13 protein-coding genes are annotated in these 18,233 nt (G+C 41.2%); 6 read left to right on the plus strand and 7 right to left on the minus strand.

The features are described 5' to 3' along the window. The first annotated feature begins 159 nt into the window (after window positions 1-159). On the plus strand, window positions 160-2,337 hold the full coding sequence (locus CWB85_RS08865; RefSeq protein WP_138554666.1) for a malate synthase G: 2,178 nt from the start codon (window positions 160-162) through the stop codon (window positions 2,335-2,337). Between the two features lie 199 nt (window positions 2,338-2,536). Here CWB85_RS08865 and CWB85_RS08870 read toward each other — a convergent pair whose 3' ends face one another. The 4 genes from CWB85_RS08870 to CWB85_RS08885 all read right to left on the minus strand — a co-directional run bounded on the left by CWB85_RS08870 (window position 2,537) and on the right by CWB85_RS08885 (window position 7,179). Further along, window positions 2,537-3,262: a YebC/PmpR family DNA-binding transcriptional regulator gene (locus CWB85_RS08870; RefSeq protein ID WP_016706487.1), complete on the minus strand. Its 726-nt coding sequence runs from the start codon at window positions 3,260-3,262 to the stop codon at window positions 2,537-2,539. 166 nt (window positions 3,263-3,428) lie between these two features. Next, on the minus strand, window positions 3,429-4,067 hold the full coding sequence (locus CWB85_RS08875; RefSeq protein WP_138554667.1) for an HAD family hydrolase: 639 nt from the start codon (window positions 4,065-4,067) through the stop codon (window positions 3,429-3,431). Window positions 4,068-4,228: 161 nt separating this feature from the next. Beyond that, window positions 4,229-4,738: a DUF6702 family protein gene (locus tag CWB85_RS08880; RefSeq protein ID WP_138554668.1), complete on the minus strand. Its 510-nt coding sequence runs from the start codon at window positions 4,736-4,738 to the stop codon at window positions 4,229-4,231. Continuing rightward, complete coding sequence (locus CWB85_RS08885) at window positions 4,738-7,179, minus strand: M1 family metallopeptidase (protein ID WP_016706490.1); 2,442 nt, start codon at window positions 7,177-7,179, stop codon at window positions 4,738-4,740. The genes CWB85_RS08880 and CWB85_RS08885 overlap by 1 nt, the downstream gene beginning before the upstream one ends. A gap of 508 nt (window positions 7,180-7,687) precedes the next feature. Here CWB85_RS08885 and CWB85_RS08890 point away from each other — a divergent pair. The 4 genes from CWB85_RS08890 (at window position 7,688) to CWB85_RS08905 (ending at window position 13,573) form a co-directional block, all read left to right on the plus strand. Then, the gene (locus CWB85_RS08890) at window positions 7,688-7,927 is read left to right on the plus strand and encodes a hypothetical protein (RefSeq protein WP_016706491.1); all 240 of its coding nucleotides are present in this window, start codon (window positions 7,688-7,690) and stop codon (window positions 7,925-7,927) included. Window positions 7,928-8,003: 76 nt separating this feature from the next. Then, window positions 8,004-9,245, plus strand: coding sequence for an exonuclease SbcCD subunit D (locus tag CWB85_RS08895; protein WP_138554669.1), 1,242 nt, complete (start codon window positions 8,004-8,006; stop codon window positions 9,243-9,245). Beyond that, window positions 9,242-12,895, plus strand: a complete 3,654-nt coding sequence (locus CWB85_RS08900) for an AAA family ATPase (RefSeq protein ID WP_138554670.1) — start codon at window positions 9,242-9,244, stop codon at window positions 12,893-12,895. The genes CWB85_RS08895 and CWB85_RS08900 overlap by 4 nt, the downstream gene beginning before the upstream one ends. Window positions 12,896-12,907: 12 nt before the next feature. Beyond that, window positions 12,908-13,573 carry a class I SAM-dependent methyltransferase gene (locus tag CWB85_RS08905; RefSeq protein WP_016706494.1) on the plus strand — a complete coding sequence of 222 codons (666 nt, stop codon included), beginning with the start codon at window positions 12,908-12,910 and terminating at the stop codon, window positions 13,571-13,573. 72 nt (window positions 13,574-13,645) lie between these two features. Here the strand turns inward: CWB85_RS08905 and CWB85_RS08910 are convergent, their stop codons facing one another. Beyond that, a complete protein-coding gene (locus CWB85_RS08910; protein ID WP_016706495.1) occupies window positions 13,646-14,332 on the minus strand; it encodes a DUF3313 family protein in 687 nt (228 codons plus the stop codon). A 207-nt stretch (window positions 14,333-14,539) separates the two neighbouring features. On the opposite strand from CWB85_RS08910, the gene CWB85_RS08915 reads away from it, so the two are divergent. Then, a complete protein-coding gene (locus tag CWB85_RS08915; RefSeq protein WP_138554671.1) occupies window positions 14,540-15,118 on the plus strand; it encodes a hypothetical protein in 579 nt (192 codons plus the stop codon). 43 nt (window positions 15,119-15,161) lie between these two features. Here the strand turns inward: CWB85_RS08915 and CWB85_RS08920 are convergent, their stop codons facing one another. Together CWB85_RS08920 and dgt are read right to left on the minus strand one after the other, a co-directional pair. Next, window positions 15,162-16,655 carry a hypothetical protein gene (locus CWB85_RS08920; protein ID WP_138554672.1) on the minus strand — a complete coding sequence of 498 codons (1,494 nt, stop codon included), beginning with the start codon at window positions 16,653-16,655 and terminating at the stop codon, window positions 15,162-15,164. Between the two features lie 73 nt (window positions 16,656-16,728). After that, a complete protein-coding gene (gene dgt, locus CWB85_RS08925; RefSeq protein WP_138554673.1) occupies window positions 16,729-18,192 on the minus strand; it encodes a dGTPase in 1,464 nt (487 codons plus the stop codon). Window positions 18,193-18,233: the final 41 nt, after the last annotated feature.

Here is an 18,233-nt window from a genome sequence, read left to right on the forward strand (position 1 = left end):
GTTTTTTCAGATTTAGTAAATTTATAGTTATTATGCTGGCTATATATTTTATGAATGACTAAAAAGCATGCAAATCACTTTATTTGCGTTATGGTTGCAACATGTACAATTTAATTGCGTGATAATTGAAATATCATAACCGTTTAAAGGATACCGATCATGACTCTCACACACAGCCAATATGGATTAACGGTCAATAACCAATTAGCCGACTTTATTAACCAACAACTACTGCCGGGCACAGGAATAAGCGAACAACATTTTTGGCAAGGGTTTGCCAGTATTATTGATGATTTAAGCCCTATTAACCGCCAGTTACTTGTTAAACGTGATGACCTTCAACACCAGATTGACAGCTATCATAGTACTCACAAACACTGGGATGCAGAGCACTATCAACAGTTTTTAACTGATATCGGCTATTTGGTTGCTGAGCCTGCTGATTTTTGCATTGAAACTGATAATGTAGAGCCAGAAATAGCCCTAATGGCTGGCCCACAGCTCGTTGTGCCGGTTAGTAATGCACGCTTTGCGCTAAACGCAGCAAACGCTCGCTGGGGCTCGTTATACGACGCTTTATACGGCACTGATGTACTAAGTGAAGACGACGGCGCCGAAAAAGGCAGCACTTATAACCCCGTTCGTGGTTTTAAAGTAATGGCCTATGCAAGACAATTCTTAGATAAAGCTATCCCCCTTGAAAATGGCTCACATATTGAAAGTACCAACTATTCGGTTGTCAATGGGCAGCTTTTCATCACCTTACGAGATAGTTCGCAAACAGGGCTAAAACAACCAGCCCAACTCGTTGGTTTTCAAGGTGAAGCTCAAAACCCAACCGCTATTTTGTTGATCAGCCACGGCCTGCACATTGAGCTACAAATAGATCATAACCACCCTATTGGTAACGCCGACAAAGCGGGGTTAAAGGATGTGGTGCTTGAAGCTGCATTAACAACCATTATGGACTGTGAAGACTCAGTTGCGGCTGTTGATGGTGAAGACAAAGTGCAGGTTTACCAAAATTGGCTTGGTTTAATGAAAGGCACATTGGTTGAATCATTCACTAAAGAAGGTAAAACCATTAAGCGCTCACTGGCTCCAGATCGCCACTACAGTGGGATTGACGGCCAATCATTAACCTTAAAAGGCCGCAGTATGATGTTTGTGCGTAATGTAGGCCACTTAATGACAAATCCTGCAATACAAGATAGTCAAGGCCGCGATATTTTTGAAGGCATCATGGATGCAGTGATCACTGTCACTGCCGCTTTGCATGATTTACAAGGCAATAGTCCTGTAAAGAACTCCAGCGCAGCTAGCATTAATATTGTAAAGCCAAAAATGCATGGGCCAGAAGAAGTGGCCTTTACCAATACCCTTTTTAGCCGTGTAGAGCAACTTCTACACCTACCTAAAAACACAATAAAAATGGGGATCATGGATGAAGAACGTCGCACATCAGTAAACTTAAAAGCATGCATTGCGGCCGCCAAAGAACGCGTTGTCTTTATAAATACTGGCTTTTTAGATCGTACCGGGGATGAGATCCACACCTCAATGTTTGCAGGTGTGGTGCTTCCTAAAGCAGCAATTAAACAACAACCATGGATAGCAGCGTATGAAGATCGCAATGTAGATATTGGCTTACAAACAGGTTTAAGTGGTCGCGCACAAATAGGTAAAGGAATGTGGCCAATGCCCGATAAAATGGCGCTAATGATGGAGCAAAAAATCGCTCACCCGCAATCTGGAGCAAATACGGCTTGGGTGCCCTCCCCTACTGCGGCTACCTTACATGCGATGCATTACCATGATGTAGATGTATCTGCTTGTCAAAAAGCCATTTCACAACGCCAGCAAGCAAGCTTAGCGCAATTACTAACCCCCCCCTTGCTGGCAGATGTAAGCACATTAAGCAAAGAAGATATTCAAGCCGAGCTTGATAATAATGCGCAAGGTATTTTAGGTTACGTGGTGCGCTGGATTGACCAAGGCGTAGGGTGCTCTAAAGTGCCAGACATCAATCATATTGGTTTAATGGAAGATAGAGCCACCTTACGTATATCAAGCCAGCATATGGCTAACTGGTTGCATCATGGCGTGTGCACGCAAGCGCAAATAGAGAGCACCATGGCAAAAATGGCAAAAGTCGTAGATGGTCAAAATGAAGGTGATACAGGGTACGTAGCTATGGCTGGTTCTGAGCAAAGTTTAGCGAACAGCATTGCTTATCAAGCCGCGCTAGCCCTTGTGTTAGAAGGGGTTAAACAACCTAGTGGTTATACTGAACCATTATTGCATGCGTTTCGTATAAAGTTTAAAGCGCAACAATAACTCCCCTTCGAGTTTGTTAGTGTCATATTGCCAGCCTTCGGGCTGGCTTTTTTTGCTTAAATTTCCTTTTAACCATCACTCACATGAATAGCCAACATTCAGTAACCAACAAAAAAGCGCATTAAAAATAATGCGCTTTCAGTGATATCTTCACCACCGCGAATAATCTTATTATCGCGAGGTAAACTCGCAGCTACCCTTAACTAATCACCGTGGCGTTGTGATAAACATTTTGTACGTCATCACAATCTTCAAGCATGGTAATAAACTTTTCGAAATTGGCGATGTCATCTGCATCGGTAATTTCTACATGGACTTGCGGTACAAAGGTGATTTCATCAACTTCAAAGTTAATGTCTGCAAATGCATCTTCTAACGCAGTTTTTGCTTTGTAATACTCTGTGTGCGGTGCAAATACCGACACTTTACCCTCTTCGACTTCAACGTCTGTCACATCCACATCGGCCATCATTAAGGCCTCGAGCACGACTTCGTCATCATCACCTGCAAAACCTAAAACAGCTAAATGATCAAACATATGAGCAACACAGCCTGGAGTGCCTATTTTCGAGTCTGTTTTAGTAAATGGTAAGCGCACATCTTTAATAGTACGATTTGGATTATCCGTTAAACAATCAACAATCACCATGCAATTTCCTGGGCCATAACCTTCGTAACGGGCAGGTGAATAATCTTCCCCCGCACCGCCGGCCGCTTTTTCTATTGCTTTCTCGATTACATGCGCAGGAACTTGATCTCGTTTGGCACGTTCAATTAAACGTTTTAGAGATTGGTTTACTTCTGGATCTGGTTCACCATTTTTTGCAGCGACGTAAATTTCTTTGCCGTATTTAGAATTAACTTTAGTTTTCGCATTGGCTGTTTTTGCCATGGCGTTTTTACGGACTTCAAATGCTCTGCCCATCTTATGCCTCTATTGGAAACTCGATATTGACGCTATTTTAACAATTCACGCTGTTTTCAGCTAGTGATTAAATGACTGCAAAATTACAATTTGATATTTAATTTTTAATGACTTGGGTTTAATAAAAGTAAAACAACACGCTATTTAACATAACCTGTAAAATTCATCAAACAATCGATTGTGAGGTCAATGATTGATGCTGCGTTTCACTTAACTGATTTATTAATTCTGGTAATTCAGAGAAGTGTTTTAAAATATAATCAGCTTGACTGGCGTATGTCGGAGTTTCACTCGGCGCATATAAACAAGCTCGCATATTGGCATTATGTGCAGCTTGAATGTCATAAAGATAATCACCAACATAAAGTATATGCTGCTGATCGATTCCCCATAACGTTGCAATTGCATTCAGGGCACTAGGATCAGGTTTTGCCGGTGCATCACTGCGGGTTAGTACCGTTTGGATTGGCAATGGGTTATTCTTTAATTTAAGTGCAGCAGCACGGTTATAATTGCGCGTTACAATGGCCATCGGTATTGCTTGTTCTTTTAGCTGCCTAATAGCCTGTGCCACGCCAGGTAGTAAGGTTGCGTGCTGAGCATCTATAAGCTCATGCTGGTGAACAATATTCATTGCTTCTTCTCGCATATAGGGGGAAGGAAGCTGTGCAATAAAACTAAGTAAGTCGAGCTCTGTAGGGCAGCCAAGCTGTGCCTTTATCAAAGTGAAGTCTAACTCCGATGACATCAATGTACCATCTAAATCAAAAATGACCCCAGCAATCAAGCTCTGATGCATATTCATATCGCTCCTTGTATATGATTTCATTCTCATCCAAATAACTTCTTATAAGATAGTTTAAGTAATTGGATATGAAAAGAAACATATTAGTGTTTAATAAAGAAAAGTAATAAAAAACGCGCACAAAACTACTGCGCGCGTCGGTTGGGAAATAACACGTTAAATTAATTACTCGTTTTAGCCACTGGTTCAAATCGGGCTTCAAGCCAGGTGTCATCTTGGCTGAAATGCAAAGTTTTTATTTTACCTTTACCTTCAACATTCACCATATTGACTTGTGCCGGCCATAGATCACGAAGTGCACCATGGCTCATGCGAATTCCTTTAATATCTTTAGGAATGGGTGCCTCTTGGTAAACCCAAAAAAACTTTCCATCTATTTGAGACCCCACCTCCTGCAAGGCTAATGGCTGTCCATCAAGTGTCTGTAAAGCTACATGCGACTCTATATAGTTTGCAAAGCGTTGCTGATCCTCTTTATTACTTAGAATATCAGCACTACCAGGAAATAAGTGCTCCACAGCATGTTCAGTATCATGTAAATAAAAACGATGCATAAGCTCAATATTATTAGTTCGCTTATTAAATAATACCGTTGTTACAGATGCTTTTAATTGATGCGCCATTGTCGGCGCAGCAATTAAAAGAGCTAAAAAAATGAGCACAAAGCGCATTAATTTTGCTCCTTCGAGTCATCTTTGTCATCGTCTTGCTTAAGCTCAGTTTTAATATCTTGCATGATATCGCGGCTGACTTTTGCTTTACTCTTTTCGCGTTTATACACTTCTATACGCGAAGGAATAATACGACGAGGGTAGTGGTTATTTTCAACATCGACGTCAGCTGTTTCCCAGCGAGGATCCACAGATACCGAAACGACAGGCTTATTTTTATCCGTAATAATAAGCTTTTGAACATGTTTATGATTACGACGCCAGATTTCAGCTGGAATGTACTGCTCTTCTTTTGTGCCGTCTTCGTAAGTTAGTTCAAGCAAGATTGGCATTACTAAACCACCGAGGTTGGAAAACTCTAAAACATAATAGTTTTTATCTTCTTCTAGAGCACGATCCAACACTTTACGTTCCCACGGCTCTAATCCTTTTAAGAACTTATTGTACGAGTTACGCTCTTTGTTAGTAACCGTAAAGCGGTCATTGGCATCGTAAAAGTCTGTCACATCTGGGTTTTCTTCAACCCATAACTTTTTACCTTCAGCTTTATTGCGCTCAACAAACAATGGCATAGGCTTGGCCGCTTCAATGTCACGTAGGCGGTTAAAATCGATGTCTGGATTTTTTGTATCTAGCTGTAATTGGTAAACTTTGTCTAATGAGATATCGACATGATCTGTGGTATAAAACCAACCACGCCAGAACCAGTCTAAGTCAACGCCTGATGCTTCTTCCATTGTTCTAAAAAAGTCAGCAGGAGTAGGGCGCTTATACTTCCAGCGCTGCGCATACTCTTTAAATGCAAAATCAAACAATTCACGACCTAAAATAACTTCACGCAAAATATTAAGCGCAGCGGCAGGCTTAGTATAAGCATTAGGACCTAAGCGTAATACACTGTCTGATTGTGTCATTACTGGAACTTGGTTTTCAGATTTCATATACGCCACAATATCCCGAGGCTCAACACCCCAAGGGATTGTGTGGTCCCATTCACGCCCGGCAACACCATCTAAAAAGCTATTAAGACCTTCGTCCATCCAGGTCCACTGACGTTCATCTGAATTAACAATCATAGGGAAATAGATGTGACCTATTTCATGGATAACTACGCCAATCAAAAAGCGTTTTTCAGCTTGAGAATAAGTACGTGTTCCATCATCTTGTAATTCAGTGCGTGGACCATTAAACGTGATCATAGGGTATTCCATACCACCAACTGGACCATTCACTGACTGCGCTACTGGGTATGGGTAATCAAACGAAAAGCGTGAATACACTTCCATGGTATGCACCACAGATTCAGTTGAGTATTTCTTCCATAAATCGCCACCTTCTTTAGGGAAGAAGGACATAGCCATTACCAGTGGCTGCTCATCGCCACCTTGGTGATAGCCTTTAGCATCCCACATAAATTTACGTGATGAAGCCCATGCAAAGTCACGTACATTCTCGGCTTTAAAATGCCATGTTTTAGTTTTGTCTGTGCCTGCTTTTTCGTTCTCGAGTGCTTCTTCTTCTGTCACAATGAAAACGGGGCGCTTAGCGTCTTCAGCTTCTTTTAAACGATTACGTTGAGTACGAGTAAGTACTGAGCTGGCGTTATCTAATTTACCAGTAGCAGAAACGATATGGTCCGCAGGCACAGTGATCTCAACATCATAATCACCAAATTCAAGGGTAAATTCACCGCTACCTAAAAACGCTTTGTTAGTCCACGCTTCATAGTCGGTGTAGGCAGCTAAACGGGGGAACCACTGCGCAAGTAAAAAGATGTCATTACCATCTTTTTCAAAATGCTCATAACCTGAACGAGCACCAACGGCATCTTCTTCAACAATATTAAAGGCAAAGTCCATGCTAAACTCAACATCTTTACCTGGTTTAAGTGGCTCGTTTAGATCAATGCGCATTAACGTATCGACAACCGTTACTTTAAGCTCTTTACCGCTATCATCTTTAACATTGGCGACCGTAAAACCTAACTCATTATCGCTCATAAATTGCTGACGGCGAAGTTGACCTAAGCTTAACTTTGCCGGCTGCGCGTCGGGGCGACCTTGTAATTTATCAGCGTTAAAGGTTGCGGTACGTTCAGCGATTGAATCATTTTTAAAAATATTTTGATCCAACTGTAACCATAAATACTTAAGCGTATGTGGCGAGTTATTTTTATATTCGATTGTTTGACTTGCAGTTAAACGACGCTTTTGTTCATCTAAAGTAACATCAATATCGTAATTAACTTTTTGCTGCCAGTATTTTTCGCCTGGCTCACCAGCTGCACTACGATATACATTTGGCGTAGGTAACGCTTCATCTAGTTGACGAAACTTATCAACATAATTGCCTTTTGTTTGTTCAACTGAAGAAGCTAAAACAGAACTTGAGAGCGCTAATGGTAAAAACAAAGCCCCTAAAGTTATTACTGCTTTTTTCATAATGAATCCTGTTAAATTTGCGTAAGCTTACTGTGTCAAACTGCGCTATTTTATTCAATAAAATAGCGATAAACCACCGCATTTACAGGGTAGAAAAATGGATTATACCCAAGCCACCTCAAGATGCAGAATTCAGCGTTTCACAGGGGCTTAATATCTAGGCATTACTTTGCAACAATGGCAATCTCTGGCAGTCCCTTTTAAGAAGTTACAACGATGAGAGTAAGTCTCTGTGAGTAAGCATGTTGTAAAGGGGGTTTACAGAAGCTTAAACCCAAAGTAAAAAGGCTAAAAATTGGCGTGTTTTATGCAGGACTTTGCTGATTATAAGCGTAACTTTGAGCCTAATTTCGGCTATTTCGAGTTTAATTGCTAAATAGTGAATTCTTTAGTTGACCTTTACCGTCATTTGTATTTAAAATCGCCCACTTTTTTGATTTGAGGGGTTAAAAAGCATGGCTTTTCCTTTCAAATATGTTTCAACATACAAGTAAAATGCGGTGAACATATGGATTTTTATATCCTAAAAAAACAACAAGAATTGATTGCAATTCCAGCAGATGAACAAAGTTGTAAACAGTATCTGGATTCTGGCTACTTTTATATTGATAAAGTAGCAGCCTGTAACGAATCTAATGCATTAAAAGTGCTACAAGCCAAACAAACTAAAGCATTAAAAGTCCCCTTAGTACTTGCCTTGCTGGCATTACCAATTGTGATTTTTGCTTGGTATAATCTCAGTGCTTAAAGATTAATACTCTCCCCCTTGCATCTTAATTCAGCTTGGGTATATTGACGCTCTTAACTGATTTTAAGAGCGTGACATGAAAGTCTTACACACCTCCGATTGGCACCTTGGCCAGCAATTTTATGAACATCATCGTGCAAATGAACACCAACAGTTCTTTAACTGGCTAATTGACACGCTCTTCAGTGAAAAGATCGATTTACTATTAGTTGCAGGCGACATTTACCACACAGCCACACCACCTGCCAGCAGTGAAAATCAGCTTTATCAGTTTATCAAAGATGCTAAAAAGCGATGCCCAGCACTACAGATAGTGATTATCGCTGGTAACCATGATTCGGCAAATCGCATCATGGCCGCTAAACCGTTACTGGCACAATTTGATACCCATGTAGTAGGGCGCTTTGATGTAAGTGCCCCTGATGATGTGGTGATCCGCATAAATACTGACTCCGTAAACGCTCATATCGTCGCTATGCCATTTTTACGCGCCAGTGACGTAACTAGCTTAAGTAATACTGATAACGGCCATGATTACGCTCAGGGCATTGCTAAGGCATATCAACTTAGTAGCGAGTGCGCACTTAAAGATAAACCAATGACTACGCCACTAATTATCATGGGTCACTTACATGCAAAAGGAGGGGATATTTCCAGTGATTCTGAGCGCAATTTAATTATTGGCGGCGAAGAATCAGTGACCGCACAAATCTTCAGCAGCCAAGCAAGTTACGTGGCGCTTGGGCATTTACATAAAGCACAAAAAGTCGCTAAGTCTGATACGATCCGCTATAGCGGTACGCCCATGCCGATGTCATTCTCTGAACGTAATTACAAACATCAAGTATGTGTTGTTGAATTTACAACCAATAGTAGCAAGCACGTTGAGGTGACTGTAAACCCCCTTTACATTCCACGAGCAACAGAAGTTATCCTGCTGCCAGAAGGGGAGTGCGTTCCTGTTGAACAATTATGTGAACAAATATCAAACTTAGACCTCAGTAATTACAACCAAGCCCCGTATTTAAGAGTTAAGCTCAGTGCGGGGGATACCGATACCACCTTTAGAGAACAAATAGAAAAAGCGTTAGAAAATAAAACGGTGCAATTTTGCGGGATAGAACGAGTTCGGCAAATCAATAAACAACAAAATAACCCTGTATTTGAAGATTTAAGCCAAGTAGAAATGCTCAACCCGCAAACCTTATTAGAACAAGCATTCGCAACCAATAAAGATATGGCAGGGCAGAGTGTTCCTATTGAACTAAAAACTCTACTCAACGACCTGCTAAGTGAACTTGCGGAGCAACAACAATGAAAATAACCGCAGTACGCATTCATAATTTAGCCTCAATAGTTGATGCAGAGATAGACTTTACTAAAGCCCCGTTGAAAGATGCCGGTTTGTTTGCAATAACCGGCGACACTGGTGCTGGTAAAAGCACGATACTCGATGCCATCTGCCTCGCTCTTTATGCAAAAACGGCGAGACTCGGCAATGATAGAGGCAATGTTATAGACTTTAATGGCGACACCATTAAACTTAATGATCCGCGTAACTTATTAAGACGAGGCACCGGACAAGGCTACGCCGAAGTTGACTTTGTGGGCCAAGATAAACAGCTGTATCGCGCACGCTACACTATAGCTAGAGCGCGAAGCAAAGCGGATGGCAACTTAAAAATAGCCGAGCATAAACTTTCTAGACTTCCAGATGAGTCATTACTTGTTAGCAATAAGAGTGCTACCAGTAAAGAGGTCGAACGTATAATTGGCCTTAATTTTGAACAGTTTTCTCGTGCTGTATTACTTGCACAACACGAGTTTGCCGCATTTTTAAAAGCCACTGGCGATGAGCGAGCACAGCTATTAGAGTGCCTAACAGGCACAGACAAATTCAGTTTAATTGGTAAGCGTATTTATGAGCGCTACCAAGAACAAAAAGATGCGTTAACATTGCTTAAGGCCAGTTTAGCCAGCTACACCTTACTTAGTGAAGAAGAAGTTGCGGCAAAAACCAACCAGCTTGCTGATTTAAAACAGCAAATTGAGCAAGCAAAAAAACAATACGCTGACACCGAACGAGGTGTTAATTGGTATCAGCAAGCCAACAGCTTAGAGCAAGCTCTGCTGCATGCACAACAAAGTCAACACCAAGCCAGTACAGCAGTTGCTGCGATAGCAACACAAAGTGAGCAGGCAAAACAAGCAAAGAGTGCGCTAGAAATTAAAGATAATCGCAGTCGATTTAGTAGCTTAACAACACAAAATAATGAACTAAATAGTAGCCTAAGGGATTTAAAAAAGATTGACCACACTTTACAGATTGCAGATCTGGCTAACTCTCTTGAAAAGCATAATGAAGCCTTGCAAATAGCTAAGCAGCAGCAAAAAAGTGCCGAACCTGTCATTGCCAAAGCGCGAGATCTCGATAGCCAATTAGCTATGTATACACAAAGCATAGCAAGCATTGATCAGCAAACGGCAAAAGAACAAACGCAATTAACCAGTTTGCAATTGCAATTTAAGCAAAACCAATCGGCTCACGATGCTGCCGTAAAACAGTATGCAGAGCAACAGCAGTGGTTAAATCAACACAGTCAACTTAAACCTTTAGCCAGTGATTGGACGTATTTTCAACACAATTTTAAGCAATATATCAACGCGCGTGAGCAATTAAATACAACCGCGGCACAGAGTAAACAATTAACCACAGAGCTGTCTAAACACGATGAGCAACTCGCGGCGCAAAGTAGCCTAGTCGCAGCCAGCGAACAGGCCGTTGCAAATGAGCAAACCACTCTAAACCAGCTTAATCTACAGCAAAGCCAATTTAATATAGAGCAATGTGACGCACAGCTTAAGAATATAGATTACTTAAAAGAGCAACGGGAACGCTATAAGCAATTTAGCCAAGAGCTAAAACAAAGCGTGCAACGCCAGCACACGCTAGTTGGCGAACTGGAGCAAAGCGAACAGCAGCAAGTAGCATTGCAACAAAATTTAGCAACATACGAACAAACTCTTAAACACAGTGAATATGCGCTTAATCAAGCACGATTGCGTGCCAGTGAACGCGTTGAGCACTTGCGCGCCCAACTTGTAGCAAACGAGCCATGTGTTGTCTGTGGTGCTACTGAACACCCATTCGTAATTGAGCAGAATCAACCATTGAATAACTTAATCGCTGACTTTGAAAGTGATTATACGCATGCCAAGCAGCACTATGATAATGCGCAAACCCAGCTGCACCAGCAGCAGACCCTACATGCCGTGTTAGTCGCAGAACATACTCAGCTAAAGCAGACCATAGAAAATGTGCAAGCGAGGCAACTGGACATTAAAAACACTATGCAAAGTGCACGCTGTGAGCTAAATGATTTAACCGCAGCACAGTTAGATTCACATTACACTCAGCTAAACGAACAAAAGACACAGTATTTTGCAGTACAAAAACGTCAACAAGATTTGCAAGAAAAAGTAAATCAGTTACAAAGTAAGCTCAAAGCAGAGCAACACGCTCAGCAACAATTAAATAGCCAACATGTTGATTTAACCCATAAGCACAGCCAACTTAGTAACAAACACAACGAGCTAAGCTTACACATTAATGAACTAACCCACGCCCTTGACGCACAGTTTTCGAAAAGTGACTTTTGGCTGCAACTACAGAGCAACACACTTGATCTTAGTAAACTAGCCCAACAAGTGGAGCATTACCAACACACCCAAAACTTGCTCGAAGTCTCTCAAAAGCAACTGGATAGTAGTGAGCAAAAAGCTCAGCAATTAAAGCCACTCATTAATGAGAGCGAACACACCTTAAAAGCGTTATCAGACGATTTAGCAAAAGTACAACAGCAATATAGCAGCACAGAAAGTGAGCGCTTAGCGCTGTTTAATAATGAACAGATCAGTGCAGACGACTACCAAGCAAAACTGGCAACGCAGCGAGAACAGTGCCAAACACAGCTAATACAAAGCCAACAAGCCCATGATCAAGCAATAAAACTACGTGATGAGCAAGCGATTACAATGACTAATTATCAGCAACGCTTGCAGGAAAACAGCCAAGAACAAGCCGAATTGACGGCACGCTACGAACAATGGTTTAGTGAATTTAAAAACCAATATGCAGATGCCAGTCACGAACAGATCACTATTTTACTAACTTTAGATAGTGAGGATATCAAAGCGCAATTACAACAACATGAGCTGTTAACACAAGCCCTGGTCGATGCAAATGCCGCGTTAAAACAACAGCAAAACGCCCATACTCAACACCAAAGCAGCGATAAACCACAGCAAACAGCAGATGAGCTTTCAGCGCAGTTAAATACACTAACCGAACAGCAAAATACATTGCAAAAGTCGCAACTTGAGATCAACACCGCGCTTGAACAGCATAACCAAAACAGTCACACCCTACAAACTAAACAACAAGAACTGAGCAGCCTACAACAGCACGTAGAGCACTGGCATCTACTCAATAAAGTGCTGGGCGATGCAACCGGTAAAACGATGCGTAATTTAGCACAAACGCAAACCTTAAAAATATTACTGCATTATGCCAATAGTCATTTGCGAACCTTGAATAAACGCTATGAGTTAACAGCTATAGAACAAAGCTTAGATATCGCCATCATTGATAAAGACATGGCCGACGAACAACGCTCAGTCAATACCCTTTCTGGTGGTGAATCGTTTTTAGTATCACTGGCGTTGGCACTCGGCCTTGCGTCACTGTCTTCAAACAAAGTAAGTATTAATTCTTTGTTTATTGATGAAGGCTTTGGTACGTTAGACACTGAAACGCTCAGTATAGCCATGGATGCACTTGACTCTTTACAAGCACAAGGGCGTAAAGTGGGGGTCATTTCCCATGTATCACAAATGACCGAACGGGTTGCAACGCAGGTTCATGTTGCCAAAAAGCCCGGTGGTTATTCAACTATCTCAATAATTTAAAGGATTGATTTGATGCCAACATTTACAGATGAAGAAGCCAAAGAGTACGATTCTCGCATTACTCGTTTAGTCCCAGGTTATGAGTTATTACATACCACTACAGCTGCGCAGCTCAAAGCAACATTACCCGATAATGCCCATATTTTAGTCGTTGGCTCTGGCACCGGCAAAGATATTGCCGAACTGGCCGCACTCAACCCAACTTGGCAATTCACCGCTCAAGATATTTCAACCGATATGCTCAATATTGGTCAAAAACGCTTTGCGGATCTAGGGATTAGTGACCGTGTTACGATTCATGTCGGCGACATAACGCAATTAACAACCACGTTTGATGCTGCACTATGTTTATTGGTACTGCACTTTTTAGCTGATAATGGTGATAAAAAATCACTACTCAGAGCCGTGGCTAAACAATTAAAGTCATCTGCGCATTTGTATTTAGCCGATTTAATGCGTCCGGAAACTAGTTTTGAGCGCGATGCGCAGTTTACTCTTTGCCAGCAACTAGGCTTAACTGATATTGGGGTAGAACGTATGAAACATAATTTTGAACATGAATTCTACCCACTCGACCGATTACGCCTATCGGAGCTACTCGACAATGCAGGTTACAGCACACCTAAATTGTATTTTAAAGCCCTGAGCTTTAGTGGCTATGTAATTCAAAAACGTTAAAGATTTAAATAACCTACGTTGCGATTAAATAAGCTCAAGCTAAGCAATAACTGGTTGGGCTTATTGATAAATTTAATTTGCTGATGCGCGGGTTTGCATTAGCGCATTTTTAAAATCATTAGCCCAATTACGGTACACCGTTTTTACATCACCCATATTGAACACTTGCGTATTTTGTTGCCATTGATCCATAGTTTGGCCGCGGTCGGCAGCTTTTGCTATTACTGTATTATCTTTACCGTCTTTCACTTGCGCTAGTAACACCATAGAGCCACTGTTTTGTGTATAGGTAGCCCCGCCACTTTGGAAACTACGACGACTCGATTCAATCGGTGCAGCTAATCGTATATCTGTTACATAAGCTTCAACTATCAAGGTATTCGCATCAGGGGTTGCTACTAATTGGTAAGGCTGCTCATCATTAAACACTGAGCTTATAGTTTGATTAAACGCATCGGCCAGCTTACTCAGTGCGTTTGCATCTAAATCATAGGTAGCATCAAAACCTTCAGTACGGCGGTCAATACGCGGGGCTTTATAACCTTCTGGGTGTTCGTTAGTTACGATAACGGGCGCAAAATAAACTTTCGTGAAACGGCTCCAATCAGTGCCTGCTTTAACGTAGGCCATATTCATTTTCGCATTTGCAACTTTTGATAAACCATCCTTCGTTTGCTCAGTGGTATCTACACTCAGTGGTGAGGAAGAACACGCACTAAGTAACATAGTTAAACTTACTACCAACAATGACTTTTTCATTCTAATTATCCTGTTAAATGCTGTGTATTTTGCTAAAACCCTAGTGGGATATGGTTAAAATATGCCAATTTAATACCGTTAAAAGTTAGCACAGCCAGGTGATTATGCAATCAGAACTGTCATTATTGACTTAGCTGTACCTATAAATTTGGCTTCCGTTAAAAATACTGGTAGGCTGTATACTCATCTTTTACAGGACGTAAACTAATGAAAAAATGGATTTTTCTCACTGTGGTGCTGAGTTTATCGGTTTTAGCCGTAGCGCCCAGCATAGCAAGTACTGCACAGCAATCATTAAAATCTACAGACACCTCGCTAACAGAGGCACCACTATTAGCTGAGTTAGTAAATTCTCCCCTAACAGGTTTAACACTTGAGTCATATTTTTCTCGCCGCTATCAAAAACAGACTGCATGGTATGAAGTATATCAACCACAACAACGTTGCAATGTTCAGCTACACGGTGAAGATTTAGCTGTTTGGTGCGCCAAAGATATAGCTGCACAGCAGCTGCTAAGCGAGCTGCCAAGCAACAATCCAACACGTACAGAAGCACACCCTAATGATCAAGCATTTGAAATAACCTTACCCAAACACCAGTCACAGTCTCTTGATTTTTTAGGGAAGCAGCTCAACCAACAAACACAAATAAGTTTACTAGAGCAAGTGTCACCGTTAATAGTAATTGCACTGAGCTGTTTATTAATGGTTATTATCGTTGTGCTTTTTCATTGGCGAGACACGAAAAAATCACTTCTAAGCCCAGCCCAAAAACGATCAAGATAAACTTATTCACCACATGAAACGCGAGCTAATACATGCGGGGCAGTTATTCATCGTCCGTTTTTAATTGCTTTGCTCGTTCTTCGGCAGCGATTAACTTTGCTGATTTAGGCACCGTTTTTTTCGGCGCTATGGTCGGCTTTTCTGTCGAATTAGGATCCCAGCTCGGATCCAGCGATAAGTTAGCAAATGGATTCGCTTTTCGCTCACTACTGGATGACGCATGTTGCTCGTCAATACTTGTATGGTTATCGCCTTGTTGCTCAGCAGCAAGTTCTTCATTAAGTGCCGCTAAGGCTTTAGCAACATTATCATCGTTATCTAGGTCGGTATTATCAGGAATTTGATCAAAAGAATCCTCTGTCAGCTTAGCTTCCTGTTTATTGTTAAGTAGGTGTGCTACGTCCTCATCATTTTCAAGCTGAGTTATTTCCTCTTGTTCCGCAGTGACAATTTCTTGTTCAGAATTATTAGCCGCAAACATATTTATATCTGTATTAGTTTCATTATCGGGCTCTGAAATAGGCGCCAGTGTTGCAGTATCTACTGTGAGCTCCGTGTCATTTGTAATGACTTTATCGCTGGTTTGCTTGTTACTCTCTTGCCGAGCTTTTTGCCCTGGTAATGGAGCATCTGGATCAAACGTCCGTACCTCAGGCTCTTTAAAGTCATGCACACTGCTTAACAGGCGTTGCGTCAATTGCTCTTGGTTAACAGAATCTTCCACAGCCTTTTGTGGCTCAGGCTCATTCGCAATATCGGCTACAGGCTGTGGTGTTATAGACTGTGGCGTTGTAATTGATTTACTCTCATCATTCACTATTGGTGCGATTGGCTTACTGGGTTTTTTCTCTGTAGTGCTCGATACTGCAGCCATGCTCTCTTGATTGCCTTTGATACTCTCAGGTGCTGGATTCTTTTTGGCACGTAAACGCAGCAGCAATAACCCAGCTAATAACAATACAGCTAATAACAGCAAGCTCGGTATTAATAATGCTCCCGTTTGCGCATCGTTATTGGTAAGGTCGGTATTTATTGGTGTCACTGGAGGTAAAACGCTTACAGGCGCTGCATCTTGCTCAGTAACTGGTTCATCACTTAGTTCTGCCACAGTGGTTGTAACTTCACGTTGCTCTATCACAGGTGTTGATGTACCAACAACTTTGCTCGGTGTTTCGGCTTCGCTTTGCTCTACTTGAACAGCGCTTTGTTCGGTATTGCTGTCAAGGGGGTTTACAGCCACATTCGCTTGTTCAGACTTTATTGACTTACTGTCTTCAGCTTGCTCAGTAACAGGCTCTGACAGTGAATTTTTTGGTTGTGTTACCGGTGCTTGCGTTTTTTCTACTGGCGGTGGGTTACTGCAGTTTTTTTCAAAATCTCTAGCAGCATTGCGATAACTACGACTACTGGTGTTATCACTGTATTGCTGCATTTGTTGTTTATACAAAATACACATAGCTTCGCTGTATTTTGCAAAACTATTAAAACTGCAAGTAAGTAAAATAAAAAGGCTAAGCCGTGATAAGTAAGTCATCATAGGTCTATTAAACAAAGTCACATAATAAACTCAGTTTAATAGGACTGTGCAAATTAATCTAGCCGATAATTTTCTAATCAATAACCATTAAAGTCCGGTATTCATCATAGGCAAATTGATCAGTCATACCACTTATGTAATCTTGAATTAGGCGACAGCGATAATAAAATTCATACGCAATCACATGATCAGGCTCAGCTTGCATTGCATCTATCGCATGCAAATAGGTATTTAAATGCTTTTTAGATAACTTTTGCAGTAACCGTGTTTCAATTAAAAAACGGTTATCGCCTTTGATCACTCGTTTAAAATCATCGTGACTTAATTGTAGCAACGGTTTATAGCAAGCTAATAAACCAGTAATAATACGATAACCTTGTAGCTCTAATTTACCCACTTCTTTGTGTGAGAACACATACTCAAACGCCACTTGTTTTAGCGTACTGGTAATAGCATGCAAATGACTTCTGTCTTCTAACAATGCTTGATTAAAATCACCATGATAAACCGCTTCAATATTATCTATAAAACGTTTAGCGGCGTAATTAACTAAGGGATGCAACAAGCTTACGCGTAAGTAAATAAAAAACTCACTGTTAAAGTTGTACGGCTGTAACTTAGCCTTTTCCAATGCATAATTAACCGCTTTTTCAACCACCTGCTGGGGCTCTTCTTCATCAATGGTAAAATTTATGAGGGCTTTTTTATAATGTAGTTTGAGTTTATCGCATAGTAGTTCAACACTAATAATGCCTTTTTCCACCGCATCTTCAATGTCTGCTAAACAATATGAAATATCGTCAGCGGCTTCCATAATGTAACTGGCCGGATGGCGACATTGTGGATCTATTTCGAGCTCTTTTTGTAATTGCTCGACAAAGTTTTTTTCACTGTAATAAAAGCCGACTTTTTTCATTAAATAATTTTTATCACGTGGTATTTCTTCTTTCGCCATACTCGCTGGGCGGGTGTATTTTAAAATCCCAGCGGTTTGGCTGTAAGTTAAATTAAGGGATAGTAATGAATGTACAATACGAACCCCTTGCGCGTTGCCTTCAAAGTGACTGATGTCTTGTGCTAAATGCTTAAAGATCACCCCAATTCCGGTGTGCGGATCAGCGCAGCGCGCAGGTGTCAAAGACGATAAGTTTTCTTGAAACCACTGGTTAATTGCCGCTTCACCAAAATGACCAAAGGGAGGGTTACCTATATCGTGCATCAAGCACGCCATTTCAACAAGGCTTTCTAAAGGGCGCTCTAAGCCAATTAGACCATATTCACGCTGCTGTTGTTCGGTTAGATAATGAAAAATACGTTGCACAATAAAGCGGCCAACTTGCTGTACTTCAAGGGAATGAGTTAAGCGAGAGCGCACTGCTGCGTTACGTTCGAGCGGAAAAACCTGCGTTTTTTGCTGTAAGCGGCGAATAGCCGCACTATTAATTATACGACCACGATCGCTTTCTAGCGCAGTTTGCAAATTAGGCGTTGTACGCACCTGACGGGCAGGGGTTATTTTTTTTCGAAAGTCGATCATGTCAGCTCCTTTTTTTTACATAGAATTAATCTAACAGCTTG

The sequence above is a fragment of the Pseudoalteromonas sp. S1727 genome, assembly GCF_005886375.1.
Taxonomy (GTDB): Bacteria; Pseudomonadota; Gammaproteobacteria; order Enterobacterales; family Alteromonadaceae; genus Pseudoalteromonas; species Pseudoalteromonas haloplanktis.

Coding starts and splice junctions, on each gene's coding strand:
- CWB85_RS08900 (WP_138554670.1), top strand. CDS start 9,242: ATGAAAATAACCGCAGTACGCATTCATAATTTAGCCTCAATAGTTGAT.
- CWB85_RS08880 (WP_138554668.1), bottom strand. CDS start 4,738: ATGCGCTTTGTGCTCATTTTTTTAGCTCTTTTAATTGCTGCGCCGACA.
- CWB85_RS08895 (WP_138554669.1), top strand. CDS start 8,004: ATGAAAGTCTTACACACCTCCGATTGGCACCTTGGCCAGCAATTTTAT.
- CWB85_RS08890 (WP_016706491.1), top strand. CDS start 7,688: ATGGATTTTTATATCCTAAAAAAACAACAAGAATTGATTGCAATTCCA.
- CWB85_RS08905 (WP_016706494.1), top strand. CDS start 12,908: ATGCCAACATTTACAGATGAAGAAGCCAAAGAGTACGATTCTCGCATT.
- CWB85_RS08870 (WP_016706487.1), bottom strand. CDS start 3,262: ATGGGCAGAGCATTTGAAGTCCGTAAAAACGCCATGGCAAAAACAGCC.
- dgt (WP_138554673.1), bottom strand. CDS start 18,192: ATGATCGACTTTCGAAAAAAAATAACCCCTGCCCGTCAGGTGCGTACA.
- CWB85_RS08875 (WP_138554667.1), bottom strand. CDS start 4,067: ATGAATATGCATCAGAGCTTGATTGCTGGGGTCATTTTTGATTTAGAT.
- CWB85_RS08865 (WP_138554666.1), top strand. CDS start 160: ATGACTCTCACACACAGCCAATATGGATTAACGGTCAATAACCAATTA.
- CWB85_RS08885 (WP_016706490.1), bottom strand. CDS start 7,179: ATGAAAAAAGCAGTAATAACTTTAGGGGCTTTGTTTTTACCATTAGCG.
- CWB85_RS08915 (WP_138554671.1), top strand. CDS start 14,540: ATGAAAAAATGGATTTTTCTCACTGTGGTGCTGAGTTTATCGGTTTTA.
- CWB85_RS08910 (WP_016706495.1), bottom strand. CDS start 14,332: ATGAAAAAGTCATTGTTGGTAGTAAGTTTAACTATGTTACTTAGTGCG.
- CWB85_RS08920 (WP_138554672.1), bottom strand. CDS start 16,655: ATGATGACTTACTTATCACGGCTTAGCCTTTTTATTTTACTTACTTGC.